This is a genomic window from Streptomyces sp. NPDC028907, assembly GCF_055564995.1.
This window is the reverse complement of record NZ_JBVHVE010000034.1, coordinates 1-17,255: the sequence shown is the minus strand read 5'-3', so window position 1 is coordinate 17,255 and position 17,255 is coordinate 1. Positions and strand designations below refer to the sequence as shown.

Genomic DNA, 17,255 nt, shown 5'->3' with positions numbered 1-17,255 from the left:
GAGGGCGGCACCCCCGCACAGGGTGTACGGCTGACTTCCTGACCAGGGAAGTCAGCCGTTTTCCATGCCGTCAGGGCACTCTCAGGGCACATCGCTCAGTACGGCTTCCATCATGTCGGCCGTCCGATCCGCCTCTGCCTCCCACAGATGCGTGTAGACGTTCAGCGTGATCGATGGCTTGGCGTGACCAAGGCGCATCTGAACCTGCTTCGGCGTCGCCCCGTTCTTGATCAGCACGGACGCGTAAAAGTGGCGCAGGTCGTGAAGCGTAGTGCCCTCGGGGACGCGTACCTTGCTGCCGGACTTCGCCAGGTAGGCGTTCGCCCGCTTGATGTTGCGGGCCCACAGCTTCGCCCAGCTGCCGCGCCGGATCGCCCCGCCCGTCTCGCTCGTGTACAGCAGCCGAGCACGTCGCCACACAGGCTTACGTGGGTTCGTCCGGTCCTCGATGTACACGGCCTTGGGCGGGAACTCCTTGCGGTGCCGCTCGATCTCGTCGACAACAGACTGCCCCTGAGGCACTGTTCTGTAGCTCTGCTTTGTCTTCGGCTCACCCAGGTACGGCACGCCCTTGTCGGGGCCGATCAGTTGCTGCTTGACCGTGACGGTAGCGGCCGGCTCGTCGTCTTCCATGCCGAACAGCTCGCCCTGGCGAAGTCCGGTGGAAGCCGCCTGCCGCACCAGTGCCCGATACCGGGGGGACGCCGTGACAATCAGCGCCTTCACCGCCTCCGGGTCGAGCGGGTGAATCTCCGGATAGAACACCTCGGGCGGTTTGAGGCCCTCCCACGGGTACTTCGGGATGATGCCCTCCTGGTGGGCCATCTTCAGGATGCTGGTGCAGACGTTCCACGGTGTCGCGAACGACGATGGGGCGATTACCGCAGACCGCTCTTTGATCCACTTCTGGCCGTCTGCCCGCTGGATGCTGCCGATCTGCCGGTTTCCGAACGTCGGGTAGATGTGCAGCCGAAGGGCCCGCTCGACGTTCGTCTCAGTGCGCTCGCGGTGTACGGCCGTCTCCCGCCAGCGTTCGGCGATGGCCTTGAACTTCTGCTTGCCGAGTTCCCGGTTCACGAACGTGCCGTCGTCCAGTTCGGCGGTCACCTTTGCGGCCCGGGACTCCGCGGCGGTCTTCTTCGCGAAGTTCTCCTTGCACTGCTTGCCGGACTGGTCCCGGTAGCGCACCTGCCAGCGCTTCCCGACTCCGTGCTCTGCACCGGGGTACACGGTCGCCGTCTTGGTGCTGTGCGCTTCGCACGGCTTGGCGTCGGCCGGCGGGCGGGATAGGTGCCAGCGGTCATACACGTCAGCCATCAGTTCCCCTCCCCCGAGGGCAAGCCGAGTCAGCCATGAAGTGGCGTGCTTTCTGGTGGGGTTCGCTGCCGTTCCGGGTCACGCTGCGCATCGGCCTCCGATCTCTTCAGCGTCGTACTTGTCGAGCGATGCGGCGTCGTACAGGACATGCCGACCGCGCCTGATGAAGCACTGCGGGCCGGTTCCGGCGTAGCGCCAGTAGCGGACTGTTGCGGGAGACGTGCGGTAGCGCTCAGCGACTTCCGCAGTCGTCAAGTACCTCTTCATGACGTCCTTCCTGGCGAGCGTCGACTCGCTCAGTCACACCCCGAAGCTGCCTTCACGAGTGAGTGCCGCCGCACAAACCGCAATATCCGCAGAAACCCCGGGGAGGGCCACTGACCTGCGGTGATGCGGCGGGCGTGTGACGGCGGGCATCGCTCCGCAGAAACCCGCGATATTCCGCAAAAATCAGAGGCGGTCGTCGACCGGCCCCGGTAGCGAGGGTGGTGCTCGGTTTTTTGCGGAATTTCGCGGGATTGTGCGACGGGCCCCCGGCCGGGGTGGGGCAGGGGTCCCGTCGCAGGTCAGCGGGGTGTCCGGGGCCTATTGCGGATTTTGCGGTTTGTGCGGGATGGGTTGAGGGTGCGGCCGGGTCATCGGCCGCCGTGGCGCAGGGCGGGGTGGGCCTGAAGGCGGGGTGCCGGGGGGCGTCCGCGCTTGCCGGTCTTCTCGGGCTGGTACGACCGCAGATAGCCGTGGTCTTCCAGCAGCGCGAGCGCCGGTTCGAGGTCGGCGACGGTGGGGACCTCGCTGCGGGACAGAACGCTGAACACGTCCCGTCGGCTGACGTCCTCCCACTGGTTGTCCCTCAGCGCTTCCAGCACGCTGCGGGCGCGGGACAGGACCGGGTCGGCGCCCATGACGTCGAACACGGCGAGGGCGTGGGCGGTGTAGTACTCCCCCAGCTCGATCGCCGCGCGCATGGTGGCCTCGGTAACCGGGTGGGCGTAGCCGTTGCCGCCGTGTTCGGCGAGGTGCAGCAGCGCGGCCATGCGGGCGGTGGCCCCGGCAAGCTTTCCAGCCCAGTTCGAGATGTGGCCCAGCTTGCCGCCGCGTGCCTTGAGCTGCGGTTCGATGCGCCTCTGATAGGCGATCAGATCGGCGTCCGCTTCCGGGGTGAGCTGGATGACGGCCGGGTCGGTCCACTCCGCCAGGGACAGGGTGAGGTCGATGACCTTCGCGGTGTAGGTGGCGGCCGTCTGTTCGGGGACCGGGTCGGTGATGATCTCGCGGTCACCGACCGTGGACACCGGCAGGGAGTACAGGAAGCGGGCCAGCAGTCCGCGTCCCTCGAACCCCTTCACCTTCCCGATGTCCCGCAGCACGTCCGGCTGTACGGCGAGGCCGATGGTCAGGGCGGGGGCGTCGATGTACTCGCGGCGGGTCTGCCGGTTCACCCTCAGCCGGTCCCCGGCATGCCCCTTGAGGAAGACTTCCATGTTCGGGGCGCCGGAGTAGCGGCCGGCGATGATGTCGAAGATGCCGCCCTCAGCACTCATAACCGACAGCCGTCCGCCCTGTTCGGCCATGAGCGAGGTGACCGTCTCGGGGGTGGAGTCGTCGGCCAGCAGGACCGGTTCGGCGGGGACGGTGAGCGTGTCGGCGGTCTGTGCGAGACCGACGGCGGTGGCCACCATGTCATCGCGCTTGTCGCCGTCGGCGGACGCGGCCTTGGCGGCAGCTTTGTCGGCCGCTTCCTTGGCCAGCCGCGCCGTCAGTTCCGCTTCCACGATCACGGGCTGCATCGCGGTCTTGAGCTGCTTCTCGGCCTCATAGAGGGGGTTGGTCAGCAGCGCGAAGACGGCGGACTTGCGGTTGGCGGGCGGGAGCGCCACGACCGTGTAGAGGTTGGTGGGCTCGCGCCAGTTGCCGCGTACGTGGACCACCGACCGGCCGCCGGCCGCCGTGGCGAGCACGGCGAGGGCGACCGAACCGGCGAGGTCCACCGGAGTCTGCGTCTCCTGTGCGACCGCCGTCACGAACTCCCCCAACCAGGCGGGGAGGACGTGGGCGGGGAACGGTGGACGCTCGCGGCGGCCGGTGAGGGGAATGGGGTCCTCCCACACGTCCGGTGCCGCGTCCTCGCCGGGCGGTGCTTCCAGGGTGGGCAGTCCGGCCCACAGGTCGGGGCTGTCCACAGGCTGTGCAGTCATGACGCGGTCCTCCCTTCGGCGGTGGCGGTGTGCGGGCAGATGCCGACGATGACGCGGGCTTGCAGGGCGATGACGGCGGCACGGCCCCGGGCGCGTTCGTGGTGCCCGCAGGCACAGAGCCAGTCCGCGACCGGTACGCCTTGGCACTGGATCTGAAGCCCTGGGGTGATGCCGGTGACGGTGACCGTCTGCGGGTCAGAACCAACAGCGATATGGACGCCCTTGCGGGCGGCGCACTTCGGTTCGCCCACGATCGGCCGTGGCGGGCCCTGCATGGCGCCCTGAGGGCCGTTCGTAGGGTTTCGGGATACTTTGTTCATGCCGCGCGCTCCACAGCCGTCTCAAGGCCGTTGGTGACCGCGCGGCGCGCGTAGGTCTCCGGGACGCCCACCGAGACGGCGGCCGTCACGATCTCCTCGCCGATCGCGGCGAGGCCGCACGGTCCCGGGCATGCGGTGTGCTGGGAGGCGAGGAACCGGGCGACGCCGAACGCCTGTGATCCGGCGCCGGATTCGGTGCGGGCCCGTACGAGGGCGAGGCCGCGTTCGAGACCGGTGCGGACGTAGCGCTCGGTGTGGCGGCACCCGGTGGCCACCGAACGGCCCCACGTGGCGCGGGCAGGGAGAGAAGAGGCCACCCCGCGCCGGGCGGGGGTGGTGTCTTCCTTCACGACCAGGGCGCGCACGGCCGCCGGGAGAACGACCATGCGACCGGTGCCGGAACCGAGCCACCGGGCGTACTGCGTCAGCGACTTGATGTCGACCCCGGGCCGGACTGCGTTCGACGACGCCATGGCGCCCCGGTAGATCCAGTGTTCGCCCCGCGTCGTCCGCACGGTCCGGGTGGCGGGCAGCGTCGCGCGGGCCCAGTCGACGGCCGCCGCGTTGTCCAGGTCGACCACCGTCAGCCCGGCCCCGCCGGGGTGGTAGGCGACGGCCACCGCCTCACGCCACAGCGGCGCCCACACGGGCGAGGTGAGGACGTGCGGATCGGTGGTCGCAGCGGCCCACGCGTGGCACGGCGCGGGGCACCTGCAGGGGCCCGCGCTCTTCATGTTCGGCCGGCCGCCACACGCGTTCTTCGCGCATGTGCGGCAGTTGCCGAACGGGACCTTGCCCGCTCGCAGCGGAAGCGGCGGCACACCGGCCTCAGCAAGGGCGAGGGCGATGCGCAAGGACTCGGGAATCGTGCTCACGCGACAGCCCCCAAGGAGGTGGCGAGGTGGGCGAGGTAGGCACGGCCGATCCACTCGGTGTAGGCGGGCGGGAGTGCCTCGCGCAGCCGAAGGTGGTCGGTGGACCAGTCGATTCCCTTGGCCCATTGGATCTCGGGGACGGTTGCCTTGCCGCCTCCCTTGCCGTACGCGGCCACGTACGGGCCGTCGTGGTACTCGCCGTGGCGCCAGCCGCGCACCCTGCCCCGATGCCGGGGGTGGGCCGGCTGCACGGCCGTCCAGCCCCCGAGTTCGAAGTAGCGGTGCATGAGCACGGCGAGGCCGAACTGTTCACCGCACAGCCGGATGTCCTTGCGGACCTCGGAGCCGGCCACGTTCTCGATCGCGTACGGCCGACCCGTGGCTTCCAGCGCGGCCCGCACGGGGGCGATGAGCCGGGGGTAGGTACGGCCGATCGCGGCGTTGCGAGCGGCGTTGGTGCCCTTGGTGGGGGCGCCCTCGCCCTGGCAGGGCGGCGAGACGTGGATGAAGTCGTACTCGTGGCCGTGGGCGCGGATGTACTCGACGACGTCGCCCTGGTGGAAGTCGTCGCCCCGGTAGTCGGGTTGCGGTTCGATGTCCACGCCGGTGATGTGGCAGTTCGGGCCGAAGGCACGCCGGTAGCCCTCGGTGCCACCGCCGATGCAGCAGCAGCCGTCCAAGACCTTGAAGGGGCGGAAGGTGTCCGGCACTCGCCGGATGTCGGTGGGTTGCGTCATGCTGGGAGATCTCCAGTTCCTGGGATGGATGCTGGGAGGTCAGGGCGGCCCCGGACTTTGGCGAGACGGGGGCCGCCCTTGGCGTAGCTACTGGTAGAAGCGGTTGCGCTTGATGACGGCCTTGCGGATGTTGACCGTGGTCCCGCCCTTGTGGCTGCTCGCGCTGAACACCTGCACCGCGATCCACCCGCCGAAGATCACGGCGGCCAGCGTGATGAGCTGAGTGATCAGCGCGGTCAGGGCGGCGATGAACGTTGTCAGCAGCAACAGCCCGCCGCACACCGCGAGGAACCCCACACCCCCGAGGGCGACGTTCACGGCCGAGCGGGAGACGGGCGGCTTGGCCACGACGGGTTCGGGCTGGGCGGGGTTGATGGCGTAGCCGGTGACGACGCGGCCGTCCGGCAGGACGACGCTCGCCACGGCCGGGACGGTGCCCGACTGGACGGGAACGAGCGGCGCCGGCGTCATCACGGCGGGGGTAATGGGGGTGGGCTGGTGGACTTCCACGGCCCCATGGACGGGGACGCGTTGGGTGTGCTCGGGGTACATGCGGAATCCCTTCCGAAGACGGGTCAGGGAGGCGGAGGCACCCCCTTCGGGATGCCGTGTGGAGGGGGTTTCAGGGGTCTGACCTGGGGTGCCTCCCTGCCTCCCTGAGTGATCATTCGTGCAGGTCAGGGCCAGGGAGGCGGGTCAGGGAGGGGGTTAGGGAGTTCTCCCTGTCTCCCTGACCCGGGCGGGGTCGGCTCCCTGTCATCCGGCGTCGGAAGCGGAACCGTCTCCGTCGCGGTTGGCGAGGGCGCGCAGGACGCGTTCGCGGGCGACGACCATGACGCCGTCGGACTTGTACGGCTCGGCGGCGGCGTCGTCCAGGACGCGCTTGAGGTCGATGAACGACCAGCTGCCGTAGGCGTCCGCGTTCAGCGTGGCGAGCCGCGCCAGCACGTCCTTCGTGCGCACGCGGGTCGCGTCGCCGACGACAGCGGCGATGTCGGCGAGCGGGTCACGGTCCTCGCCGCGCTCGATGGCGTGCAGGGTGGTGACGCCGTCGCGCATCGCCTTGGCTCGGTCGGTGATGGCCTTGGCAGCGTCGTCGTCGATGTAGTGCGTGCGCACCGTGATGGACGACTGTCCGGCCGGGATGTCGATGCCGGAGGAGGCCAGGACCAGGGTTCCCTGATCCAGGCCGGGACGCAGCAGGTTCGGCGCGGCGCCGCCGTCGACGGCCTTGTCCCCGAGCGCCATGCGGGCCTGAGATTCCGTGCCAAGCGCGAGCGAGGCGCGGGTGTGTGCGCCCTCGCGGACCATCTTGGGGAGGTTCTCGTTGGTGGGGTCCTGGGTGCCCTGCCACATCAGGACGTTGACCGCGCGACCCTGGTTGTGGATCTTGCGGACGGCCATGAAGTACCGGCTGGTGGCCTTGGAGCCGCCGTACGGGCGCTTGTCCTCGTCCTTGAGGGGGCACATGAACGCGACCTGTGCCTCGTCGACCAGCACGATCAGCGGCGGGAACTGCGTTCCGGGCGGGGCCATCAGACGCCGGTTCATCTCGTCGACCGCGCCTTCGACCATCTCGGTCACCTGGATCACGTGCTCATCCGTCGGCCCCTGGATCAGCGTCGTGGCGAGGCCGTCGAACATGGCCCAGTCGCCGACGCCCTTGAGGTCGCCCATGAGGAACTGCACCGACTTGTCCAGCGACAGCCACAGGGCCAGGGAGCGCAGGGCGACGGTCTTGCCCTGGTTGGACAGGCCCGTGATGAGCAGGTGCCGCTGATACAGGCTCAGCGCGGCGGCGTCCCCGCGCAGGTCCTGACCCCACGGGGCGCGGCCCTTGGCGTAGTCGGCGGTCATCGTCTCGTCGGTGACCAGCGGCGACGGCCCGATCGGCTCGTCCAGCGCCCCTGAGTCCGCGACCCACAACCTGACGGTGCGGGCGGCGGTGGGGATGGTGATGAACACCTCGTGCTCGTGCCGGGTGAGGTTCTCCGCCAGCTTGCGGCGGCGCTGCTGCACCTCGTTCGTCGACACCCCCGACGGAAGGGTCACGTCGACTTCGACACCGCATCCGGCGATCGTGATGGGGCCGAGCATGGAGGCGCCGGCGTCGCCCATTTCCTTGATGGCGTTGCGCATCGCGGGGATGCCCAGGTCGCGCAGGGCCTTGACCACGATGGACGGGGTGATCGGCTCACCCTCGCCGGAGCGCACGTTCGCGGGCAGTGCCCATTGGGGTGCGGCCTGCTGCTTGCTGCCGACGGCCCACAGGGCGAGCAGGGCCAGGAACGGGCCGATCGTGAGGGCCGGGCCCCACACGATCTGCACGATCCGGATCAGCAGGCCGATGAAGTCGATCGTCGCGGCGAGCGGGGTGATGACGTCCTTGACGTCGCCGTTGTTGATGGCCATCACCACCCCGAGCGCGACGAGCGTCCCGATGCCCATCCCGGTGCCGACCGCGACACCCTTGGCGACCTCCAGCGGGGAGTGCAGCAGGTCCATGCGGCGGCGGTGGCGTGCGTCGCGGAAGCGCTGCCCGCGCTCCTCCCACTCCTGCGCCAGCTCGTAGTTTCCCGCGGCTTCGGCGGCGCGCTGCATGCGTTCGTAGCGGGCCGGAGTGCGGGCGTCCCAGGCACGGCGGGCCACGATCCGGCCCCCGTTGAACGTGTAGAGCCCGTGCCGTGCCACCGCTCGGCCGGTGGTCTTGGTGCGCTCGTGGGTGGCGGCGGTCTTCACCGCGCGCCCGGAGCGCACCCACAGCGGCACCGGACGGGCGGGCGGCGCCTCGGGGACCACGGTCAGCGTGGTCACGGCCGCCTCATCGGTCGGCGGTTCGGTGTTCTTGTGCAGGTGAACGACGTTCTCGGTCATGCTGGGATGTCTCCTGACTGCCCCGATCCGGGGCGGGAGGTGGCCCGGGGTGGCTGTGTCCGTGGAAAGAGGCGGCCACCCCGGGTGTTGTGGCTGGTCAGAACCAGCGGGACTTCGGCTTGGGGGGCACCAGGTAGGGGTGGCCGTTGCGCATGTGGTCGACGCACTGCGGGCAGTCCTCGCGGGGCTTGAGGTGGCGGTGTGCGCGCCGGTCGTGGGCGTGCTGCCAGCACTGCGGGCACTGGCCCGGAGGCGTCTCGGTGCGGGCCATGGTCACCACCCCCAGCCCGAGGACTTACGGGCGACCTTGGCGCGGGCGGCCTCGGTGATGAGCCGCTGGCGCTCGCCGATCAGGGCGGTCAGTTCCGCGTTCAGCCGGGTCTCGACGGCGGAGCCGACGGAGTCCATCCGGTTCTCCGCACCGGCCGTGCTGTTGCCCCGGTGGATGCTGCGGGCGCCGCCCGCCATCGCGCGGGTCATGGCGAGCCGTTCCCGGGCGGTCAGCGGCCACCACTCGCCCCGCTTGACGGCTTCCAGCTTGTTCTGCGTGCGCCGGATCTCCTTGTCCAGGCGGCGGATGTCGGCATTGCCCATGGTCAGGCGCTCCTCAGGGTGTGGTGGGTGGAGGTGGAGCGGGTGGGGTCGCAGGGCTCGCACGTGCCGATCGAGGTCCGGATGACGTAGCCGACGTCCTTGCCGCATGCGGGGCAGGTGCGGCGGGGGCGCATCATCGCTTCGTGCGCCCGCCACCGCGCCGGCGTCATCGGCCGCACGGGCTTGGCCAGGTCGATGCGGTAGAGGTACGCGGCCGCGATGCCGCGCGGGTAGCGCCACATCAACTGAGCGGCGATCTCCTGACCGCCCGGCCGCAGCCCACGTGCCCGCAACTGCTTACGCGTGGCCAGACCCTCAGGGGCCAGGTGAAGCGGGTAGGTGGGGATGCCGTACGTGGCGCCGTCCGGGTCCCAGAACCGGGCCTGCATCAGGCAGCCTCAGCCCGCTCAGCGAGCAGGGCATCGCGCAGCTTGCGGGCGTTCGCGGGCGAGGTGTGGATCGCACGGCGGATGCCCTCGCCGGTCACCTTCGCGTCCGGCCAGTCAGCGGTGGCCTTGCGTGCCTCAGCGAGCAACTGATCCGGGGTGCGCTTCGGTCGGGGCGATCGAGCCGCCTCGGGGAGCCTGCCGGTCGCCCGTCGCGGCGGGGTCGACTCCGCCGCGATGCTCCGCCGCGTGGGCTTCGTGACGGCAGGCTCGATCGGGGCGGCGATGGCGGGCACCGGCTTCAGCGGAGGAATCGACTTGCCCAGGTCGACCGCGACCGGATCCGGCACCGACAGCCGGGCCAGCGTCACCACCGGCTCCGGGGTCGATTCCCGCAGCTCAGCCATAGACCGTTTCATTGCGGTCTCGGTGGATTCCTCCGCATTCGCGCCCGGGGCGGGATCGAGGACGGCGACTGGGTGCGTGCCGCCGAACATCGACGCGAGCGCAGCATCCGCACCGGCCGTGACCCGACTGCGCTGCACCTCCAGCAGCCTCGATCCGAGCGCCACATCCCCGACACCGACCCTGCGCGCCAGACGCCACGACTTCAGCTCCGACCACTTCCTGACCCAGCCCGTCGGATGCTGCGTGGCACGAGCGCGGTGGTAGGCGAGCGCCTGCACCAAGTCGGCGGTGCGACGCTCGTGCTCCGCGTCACGGCCGTCCGTGTGGACCACGATGCGCCGGGCGAGGAACGCCATGCCCTCCGCCGACACGGACATGCCCATCGGGGTCAGGGCGTAGATGACGGTGCGGCCCATGTCGGGTGCGGCCATCGCGCCCATGACAGCGGCCGCGGCCGGCAGCGCCCACAACCCCATCCGGACGATGGGCGGGGAGGACTGGCCCAGCATCGTCAGACCTAGCAGGACCAGAGCGAGCACGGCGGTAGCGCCCTCACCGGCCGCGAGCGCACCGAGCGCGGTGCCCTTGCCGTAGGAATGGCCGATGTTGCTGTACGTGCCGATCCCGCCGAACACGCCCGTAGCGAGCATCGGCACGAACGCGGCTGCCAACACACCGATCTGAACGTGGGTCAGCTTGGTTGCGCTCAACGGAACCACCCCCGGTGCTTCTTCGGGGCGGCCTCCGCTTCGGCGCGGCTCGCGGTGTCCCGCAGCGCCTTGCCACGCGCCCGCAGCCGGTCGGCCTCACGCTGAGCGCGGGCCGCCTTCGCCGGATCGCTGTAGTCACGGCCCTGCCGCCCGTACACGTCGGCGGTCATCTGCTGCCGCTCCGACTCCTGCTCGGCCTGGTAGGCCATGCCACGCAGGCGCGGCGCCTGCCGGGCGGCCCACAGCTGTTCCGGGGTCTGCATGTCCTTGAATCGGCGGCCCATTACGCGGCACCCCCCGGCAGGCTCACGCCGGCCGTGCGGTTGGCCACGTCGCGCCGGGCGGTGAGCACCCGGTTGCGTGCGCGGCGGATGCGGCGGGCGTCCAGCTCGGTCGGCGTGCGGTCAAGGGTGATGATCTGCGCGTCCAGCAGGTCGACGTCCGCCAGGATGACGGGCAACTCCTGCTCGATCGCGTCCAGCTCCGCATCCGTCGGCTCGATGAAGTCGGCGAACGCGGTAACAGCGTCCTGAACAGTGACGATGGGGCTCATGGGTCGTGGTTCCTCTCAGCAGTGGAAACGGCCCGAACAGCACCCCCGGAGCTGCAACTCCGGGGGTGCGCGCCGTTGAAGGTGAATGCCGCACACGGGTGGTGCGGTAGGCCGCAAAGAGCGGCCGGTGCCCCGGACTGGACTCGAACCAGTCGGGATTGCCGCGCGGGGCACGCCGGTCTTCTCCGCCTTGTTTCCGACCCCTTCGGGCAGGCGGACCACGGGTTACCGGCAGTTCCCTGTTTGGAGTTGTCAACCAACTGACGCTGCCTTCGTACTCACCCCTGCGGGCTTTCCTCCGGGCGTTGCACGGTCGGCATCACACGGCACTGAGTGGTGTGTATTACCTACCACTCACGTTGGCAGAAGGATTGCGCGTCGTCAACCCCGTCGCTTTCGACTTGGGGCCGCCGACCCTTCCCGTGCGGTGGTGATTCAACTGTCGCCAAACCGCGGGCACTTCGGGAGCGTGCACTTGGGGGTGCACTCGTGCACTCCTACGCGGCCCCCTCTACACCCCGGCTTTGACCTGCGTAGAGTGACGTTGGGTCAAGCTGGTACTACGGCCGCTCTCTGGGGGTTCGATGGCAGACCAGAACGCCAGACTGGCTGCGCTCATGCAGGAAGCCGACCTCTCGCACAAGTCGCTTGCTCGCGCGGTGGTCACCGCTGCCGCCCGGTCGAGCGAGGTCGTCACCTGTGACCACACGTACGTCACCAGGTGGCTCAAGGGCTCCATACCGCGCGGCAACATGCCTCAGTTCATCGCCGACGCCATCGGGCGCAAGCTGGGACGCCAACTCGCTATAGACGACGTCGGGATGGGCAGCGCGGCGGTGTCCGCTGTACAGCCGGACCTGGGCTTGGAGTTCGCGGACAAGCCGGAGACGGCAACCAAGACAGTGTCCGACCTCTGGCGGGCCGATCTGGCTGACGCTCAGGCGTTGGTGCGGGCGCAGCCGGACTCTGCAGCATGGAACACCGCTTCCCTGCGCTGGATTGTCGCCCCTCCGGACAGCGAACTCGCGCAGGCAGGCAACAGAGCGGTCGGCGCCGTGGACGTGGACATGATCCGCTCGACAGCCGACGCCTTCAGCATGCTTGACGGCAAGTTCGGCGGTGGCCACGCCCGGCGGGCTCTGATTCAGTACCTGCACACGGATGTCCGCCCGATGCTTGACGGAAAGTACTCCGACGTCGTGGGCAAGGAACTGCACTCCGCCGTGGCCGAAGCACTCCTACTCGCCGGTTGGATGTCGTATGACAGCGGCTTGCACGGCATCGCTCAGCGGTACCTGATCCAGGCTCTGCGCATGACGCAAGCAGCAGGTGACAGGCTCCTGGGCGGAAGCATCCTCTCGGCGATGAGCCATCAGGCGACGTTCTTGGGGCGGTACCAGGACGCCGCGACCCTCGCCCGTGCGGCATACACAGGCCCCGCTGGCGTCCTCGGGCCGACGATGACGGCACAGTTCCGCGCCATGGAGGCGCGGGCTCTCGCCCGCCTCGGGGATGCACGAGGTTGCGACCTCGCCCTCGCAGAGGCGGAACGCATGCTTGGCCTACGGACCCCGGACAGCGATCCGCCGTACATCGCATACTTCGACGAAGTGGAGCTTGCAGCCGAGATAGGCCACTGCTTCCGCGACCTGGGCCGCTCCGTGGAGGCCACGGAGCGGGGTGCCGGCTCCATCTTCGGTGACGGCCTGAACAACCGAAGCGACTTCTTCGCGACGATGGTTCAGGCTGAGGCACATATCAATCAGGGCGAGATCGGTCAAGGATTCAATATCGCATTGAACGCACTCAAACTCGGCGAGGGGCTGAAGTCCGCGCGTTGCGTTCAGTATGTACGGGAATTCCAGGGACGCGTAACGCCTGGAATGAGGCGGGCCACGGAGTTCCTTGCATTCGAGGAACAAGCCCGTGGCTTCCGCCTCTGGCAACAGGTCGGCTGACGCCCCTAGAAAGGTGCCCAATCCCGACGAGATCCACCCGACCGGAGGCTTTCCACCCTCTTCTCAACTTCCTCCGCCGCGCGAGGATCGGTACCGGCATTCTGCGAAAGCCACGTGACCATCAACAGTTCCCGAATGCTCCGCAGGACCGAATACCCAGACCATCCCCTCACATCGAATCCGTATCCGGTAACGAAATCCGCATACTCAGCTTCTGTGTGCCAGGCGAAGCTGTCGTAGTACATGGCGGTCTGCATGAGATCCCACTCTCGCGGGCCCGTGACGAACCCATCTAGGTCGATGACCTTGGGGTGCCCGGCCGCGTCGTGCAGGACGTTGCCCACGTTGAAGTCACCATGGAGATGCCCGACCGGAAGGGCGAACCGGAGACGGCCGTATTCGCCCTCCAAGTCATCTGCCATCGTCCGGAGGAAAGAGCGGGTCGCGTCCGGGATCGCGGCACGATTCAGGCGCTGTGTGACTTTTTCGAAAGGCCGAAGGGGTGGGAGAGAGAAATGCGGTGACTCCAGTTCGTGAAGTCGCCGAAGCAATTCACCCATCTCGCCAGTACAGGCGTACGTTTCCCCGTCGGCTAGGCCTTGCCAAAACGTCACCGGATGCCCGTGAATGACCACCGGTTGTTCAGCCGCTGTGACCAGGCGTGCCGCCGGGTATTCCTCAGCCTCAAGCCATTCCGCTACGGCCACTTCCCTTTGCACGGAGGGAAGACGATCAGGGCTACGACCTACCCGAGAGACGATACGGCCGCCGTCGATTCGGAATACCGCATGGTCCCCGAATCGCAGCATCTCGATTCCGTTCGGGTCTACGTCTGCGACCTCGCACGCCTTTCGCAGAATGGTCGCTGCCGCGTCTGCGTCGAACTCTGTGCGCTCGGTCGTCGTCATGCCGTCTGAGCCCCCTGTCCGCCCGGCAATGCGCGGACCTCCCGTCCTCGCCCGGCAGCCTTGCCAATGAGTCCTCGCCCCTCCATCTGCGCGATGGCAGAGCGGACGGCAGTCCTCGACGCTCCGAACCGCTCGCATAGCTCCTTCTCGGTGGGGAAACGGTCGCCGACGCTGACCTCGTCAGCCCGCAACAGGTCGGTCACCTTCTCGACCAACGGCCGACGGTCGCCGCTCCCTGCGACGTACCACCCGACGCCCTGCACCGACTCGATGACGGCCTCAGCTCGGAGCGCGGCAAGCGCCCGCTCGATGGTGCTGCGGCTGACGCCGTACTCGCTCACGAGTGCCGACTGAGACGGCAGCGCCTCAGTGATCTTTCCCTTCCTGATCTTCTCGCGGAGGGATTCCGAAACCTCCAGGTACGTACCTCGCGGACTGCCCTGCGGCACGTGACCTCCCCTTCCTTGCCCCGCCAGCGTCCTGCCAGCGCCTCACAGCTTCAAGCTTCGCACGCGAGTCCCAGTCTGCCGCCTGTCTGTCTTGGCTATGCCTTCAGAGCAGCCTCGATTGCAAGTGAAATTCGAAGTTCCCCCCGCCTGCAAAACGCCCCATCCCGGCCCGGATGACCTGAACACCCGAATCATGCTTAGAAGCGTACGTAATGATCACGGGAGTGAGATCCTTATGCGCCGCGTCACCAAAGCTGGGGAACTCCTCCGACGGTTCAATTAATTCTCGTACGGCTCTAATTCTTGGCGACCTCAGTGCGCTGGTTGGATGAGCAGCCCGAGACGTCCTGAATGACAGCAGCAGCAGACCATCGAAGACTGGATATTCCCTCCCTTCAACAAGGATGTGCGACCCACCTATTGCAGCGATCCGCTCGTTGAGTTCTTCGCGAACCGCCTGGATCATCGTCACCCCGTAGGGGGAACTCGTATTCAGGCCACTTACTTCATGGGCCGCTTGCGCCCGCTCATGCGCCGACTCGATACCAGCAACAATCGCACTGCGTAGGCTCGCTGGAAAAATCTCAGCGCCACCCTCACGACTTGCCAAGTCATTCACCGAGCGCTCGTCGACCTGCATTTTAAAGGCAGCAGAGGCCTCGGCAAGCAATTGACTCGGGGTAAGCATAAATAGTGCAACCCCCGCACGATTCCGCAACTCTTTCTCAAGTTCTGATCTCGGTCGGGCAGGACTCTGATTAGTCCGTGGCGTCCACCAATCCTCCTTGATATCACCAGTGACTAGCAACACATCACGGCTGGTTCGCGCAGCTTCATCAATGACCTGCTTCCAGACGATATAGTCGCCTGCTGCCTGGCCATCCGGCTTTTCACCATAGTCCGCGTAGCCCGGAGGGATCTCCTTTTCTGCTCGCCGCTTCCCCTCCGCCACGGCCTCTAAATACTCCTCAGAGGAAAGGGGGTCGCCGATTCTGCCGAGAAGCAACGGCTCCAGTTGCAGGAGAACAGGGTCTGTTCGGGTACTTTCCGTGCCCCCCAAAGCGTCTTCTTTCGCCTGCTCCTCAATAAATAGCTTCATTTTATCGAGCGAGTTCTGAATTCCCTCCTTGTATCTTCCGATACGTTGGCGGGCTGCATCGTCTGCATCTAGATGCACGTCTTTTAGCCACCGCTCAACTGCGTCACTCAGCGATCTGAAGGATTTATCAAGTGCCGTGCACGCAGTTCGAGCCTTTGCGTGGTGATGACCTTTCACTGATGGCAGATCGCGATTCCTCCAGAACTCAGACAACACTTGGTGCGGTACCCAAATTTGGTTTTGGAGTTGGCGGAGTACTGCGAACGTGTCCCTTCGAGTTCTGCCATTCGATCGGTACAGATTTATCAGGACGTTGGTGTCAACGACAATCATTCCAGTCTCAAAAAGCCGCCTATAGTCATCTCCGGCCGGAGTCCTATAGGCGTCATCGCAATCGAAAATTCCGCGCCTTCCCGCATTCTTATCCTCACCTGCCGGCGCAGATTCACCGTCGTTGTTCAATTCTCCCCCTAGCGCAGCCGCGTCAAGTTGCATGCGAGTAGCCATTTTCCCATACGTTCCTGTCGAAAACAGGGTTTTTGCAAGAATTCGCTTGCATACCCCTCGCAAGCGAGAGGATGTGGTCGGCAATCGTCGCTATGAGCCCGGCTATGACAGCCCAGACGTCGCCCTCCACCTCAGCACCCACGTGGCAGATGCTTCAGCCAGCTTCGCCGCTCCTGCCCTGGTCTGTGTCCAGTCACTGCCGTGTCCAGTCACTGCCGGACGCCCCCGTACGGCCAGGCGGACGGTTGGAAAGCGTGTTGGGGGCAACCCCTCACGAACTCGCCCCACCAGTCGTGGCGCCCGCACGGGTCTGAGCATCAACGAACTCGTTCGCATCACGCCCTGACCAGCGTGGACGATGCTGAAGGCAGGGTTCCCGATCGCCGATCTTCCTGTCACCGTGGAGATATGATGGACGACTTACCAGTACGCATCGTCGGCGAGTGCGTAGTCACCAAGCCTGGGGTCGGGCCAGTGCCGACGGTATGGCTTCCGCTGCACGGGCAAGTCATCGCTAAGCTGCCGCCCCGGAAGGGCAACCGCCGTTGGCTGCACGAGACAGTGGGCATCCGTTCCCCGGGGTTCAACGGTGATCAATGGAACCTGCCACGAAGCAGTCTCGTGCGGCTGGTGACAGCGGCGGTCGACCGGTACGGGTTCATCGTGCTCTGGCGAGACATGTCGAAGCTGTCGCAGTGCACAAGGGCGTGCTTGGAAGCGACGGGTATCGAATGCCAGTGCTCATGCCTAGGGGCGCATCATGGGCAGGACGCCGCAGGCTGGTTTGAGCGGGTCGGGGACGCGGTGGTGGCCGACACCGGCGAATGCACCCGTACCGGCGTCGTCTACGGCGCGAGAGGCAGCGACGCGAACGCCGTGGTCTACGGCGGCGAACTGACGGGCGAACGCTACTGCGTCGATCGCGCTGGCCGACGTAACTGGCCAGCGGCCGCGCAATTCATGTGCGCGAGCTGCATGACCGTGCGCGCGAGCGTGTGGGACCACTGCCATACGCATGGCTTCGTGCGCGCTCCACTGTGCAATCGCTGCAACACACGTTACTGGCGTGGATGGCGACCTCAGCATGGTCGAGCAACACACAGCCGCAACCTGGATGACAGCTACTACCGCCTGTGCCCCAAGCACACAGACACATGGAGGCCTTGCAGTGCATAGCTCAGGGGTTCGCCCACTACGCGTCGTCGAAGTCTGCGACAGATCCTTGCCGCATCCGGAGGGCACAACGAGGGCACAACGGCGTCACACAGGCTCAGCGGCAGCCAACGCCACCAAACGCCATTTCCCCTGGTCAGCGACGTAGCTTGACAGTCTCCGCAGACAATGCAAGTGAGGGCGGCACCCCCG

Annotated in this window: 19 protein-coding genes; 2 read left to right on the top strand and 17 right to left on the bottom strand. The window is 67.2% G+C overall.

Going from position 1 to position 17,255, the window contains the following annotated elements; genetic code table 11:
* Positions 1-81: 81 nt before the first annotated feature.
* The 14 genes from ACZ4UU_RS44715 to ACZ4UU_RS44650 all read right to left on the bottom strand — a co-directional run bounded on the left by ACZ4UU_RS44715 (position 82) and on the right by ACZ4UU_RS44650 (position 10,969).
* The gene (locus ACZ4UU_RS44715) at positions 82-1,107 is read right to left on the bottom strand and encodes a tyrosine-type recombinase/integrase (RefSeq protein ID WP_471909203.1); all 1,026 of its coding nucleotides are present in this window, start codon (positions 1,105-1,107) and stop codon (positions 82-84) included.
* A 288-nt stretch (positions 1,108-1,395) separates the two neighbouring features.
* On the bottom strand, positions 1,396-1,584 hold the full coding sequence (locus ACZ4UU_RS44710) for a helix-turn-helix domain-containing protein (protein ID WP_471909202.1): 189 nt from the start codon (positions 1,582-1,584) through the stop codon (positions 1,396-1,398).
* 368 nt (positions 1,585-1,952) lie between these two features.
* Positions 1,953-3,497 (bottom strand): YfjI family protein, encoded by a 1,545-nt coding sequence (locus ACZ4UU_RS44705; protein ID WP_471909206.1) that lies wholly within the window; start codon positions 3,495-3,497, stop codon positions 1,953-1,955.
* A gap of 11 nt (positions 3,498-3,508) precedes the next feature.
* Positions 3,509-3,832 carry a hypothetical protein gene (locus ACZ4UU_RS44700; protein WP_471909201.1) on the bottom strand — a complete coding sequence of 108 codons (324 nt, stop codon included), beginning with the start codon at positions 3,830-3,832 and terminating at the stop codon, positions 3,509-3,511.
* Positions 3,829-4,707, bottom strand: coding sequence for a bifunctional DNA primase/polymerase (locus ACZ4UU_RS44695; protein WP_471909200.1), 879 nt, complete (start codon positions 4,705-4,707; stop codon positions 3,829-3,831). Before ACZ4UU_RS44695 ends, ACZ4UU_RS44700 begins: the two co-directional genes overlap by 4 nt.
* Entirely contained in the window at positions 4,704-5,444 is a 741-nt protein-coding gene (locus tag ACZ4UU_RS44690; RefSeq protein WP_471909199.1) for a DNA methylase, read from the bottom strand. Before ACZ4UU_RS44690 ends, ACZ4UU_RS44695 begins: the two co-directional genes overlap by 4 nt.
* An 87-nt stretch (positions 5,445-5,531) precedes the next feature.
* Positions 5,532-5,996 (bottom strand): hypothetical protein, encoded by a 465-nt coding sequence (locus ACZ4UU_RS44685; protein ID WP_471909198.1) that lies wholly within the window; start codon positions 5,994-5,996, stop codon positions 5,532-5,534.
* Positions 5,997-6,200: 204 nt separating this feature from the next.
* Positions 6,201-8,318 (bottom strand): FtsK/SpoIIIE domain-containing protein, encoded by a 2,118-nt coding sequence (locus ACZ4UU_RS44680; protein ID WP_471909197.1) that lies wholly within the window; start codon positions 8,316-8,318, stop codon positions 6,201-6,203.
* A gap of 97 nt (positions 8,319-8,415) precedes the next feature.
* Positions 8,416-8,589 carry a pRL2-8 gene (locus tag ACZ4UU_RS44675; protein ID WP_471909196.1) on the bottom strand — a complete coding sequence of 58 codons (174 nt, stop codon included), beginning with the start codon at positions 8,587-8,589 and terminating at the stop codon, positions 8,416-8,418.
* Between the two features lie 2 nt (positions 8,590-8,591).
* Positions 8,592-8,912, bottom strand: a complete 321-nt coding sequence (locus tag ACZ4UU_RS44670) for a hypothetical protein (RefSeq protein WP_471909195.1) — start codon at positions 8,910-8,912, stop codon at positions 8,592-8,594.
* A gap of 2 nt (positions 8,913-8,914) precedes the next feature.
* Positions 8,915-9,301 (bottom strand): RRQRL motif-containing zinc-binding protein, encoded by a 387-nt coding sequence (locus ACZ4UU_RS44665; protein ID WP_471909194.1) that lies wholly within the window; start codon positions 9,299-9,301, stop codon positions 8,915-8,917.
* Positions 9,301-10,356 (bottom strand): conjugal transfer protein, encoded by a 1,056-nt coding sequence (locus tag ACZ4UU_RS44660; RefSeq protein ID WP_471909205.1) that lies wholly within the window; start codon positions 10,354-10,356, stop codon positions 9,301-9,303. The genes ACZ4UU_RS44665 and ACZ4UU_RS44660 overlap by 1 nt, the downstream gene beginning before the upstream one ends.
* A 56-nt stretch (positions 10,357-10,412) precedes the next feature.
* Entirely contained in the window at positions 10,413-10,700 is a 288-nt protein-coding gene (locus ACZ4UU_RS44655; RefSeq protein ID WP_471909193.1) for a hypothetical protein, read from the bottom strand.
* Complete coding sequence (locus ACZ4UU_RS44650; protein WP_471909192.1) at positions 10,700-10,969, bottom strand: DUF6284 family protein; 270 nt, start codon at positions 10,967-10,969, stop codon at positions 10,700-10,702. The genes ACZ4UU_RS44655 and ACZ4UU_RS44650 overlap by 1 nt, the downstream gene beginning before the upstream one ends.
* A 584-nt stretch (positions 10,970-11,553) precedes the next feature.
* Between ACZ4UU_RS44650 and ACZ4UU_RS44645 the strand changes: the two genes are divergently transcribed.
* On the top strand, positions 11,554-12,927 hold the full coding sequence (locus ACZ4UU_RS44645; protein WP_471909191.1) for a hypothetical protein: 1,374 nt from the start codon (positions 11,554-11,556) through the stop codon (positions 12,925-12,927).
* 5 nt (positions 12,928-12,932) lie between these two features.
* On the opposite strand, the gene ACZ4UU_RS44640 is transcribed toward ACZ4UU_RS44645, so the two are convergent.
* From ACZ4UU_RS44640 to ACZ4UU_RS44630, 3 genes are all read right to left on the bottom strand, one after another.
* Complete coding sequence (locus tag ACZ4UU_RS44640; RefSeq protein WP_471909190.1) at positions 12,933-13,835, bottom strand: phosphotransferase enzyme family protein; 903 nt, start codon at positions 13,833-13,835, stop codon at positions 12,933-12,935.
* Positions 13,832-14,284 carry a FadR/GntR family transcriptional regulator gene (locus tag ACZ4UU_RS44635; RefSeq protein WP_471909189.1) on the bottom strand — a complete coding sequence of 151 codons (453 nt, stop codon included), beginning with the start codon at positions 14,282-14,284 and terminating at the stop codon, positions 13,832-13,834. Before ACZ4UU_RS44635 ends, ACZ4UU_RS44640 begins: the two co-directional genes overlap by 4 nt.
* Before the next feature lie 103 nt (positions 14,285-14,387).
* Complete coding sequence (locus tag ACZ4UU_RS44630) at positions 14,388-15,716, bottom strand: PIN-like domain-containing protein (protein ID WP_471909204.1); 1,329 nt, start codon at positions 15,714-15,716, stop codon at positions 14,388-14,390.
* Between the two features lie 582 nt (positions 15,717-16,298).
* Here ACZ4UU_RS44630 and ACZ4UU_RS44625 point away from each other — a divergent pair.
* Positions 16,299-17,066: an endonuclease domain-containing protein gene (locus tag ACZ4UU_RS44625; protein ID WP_471909188.1), complete on the top strand. Its 768-nt coding sequence runs from the start codon at positions 16,299-16,301 to the stop codon at positions 17,064-17,066.
* Positions 17,067-17,255: the final 189 nt, after the last annotated feature.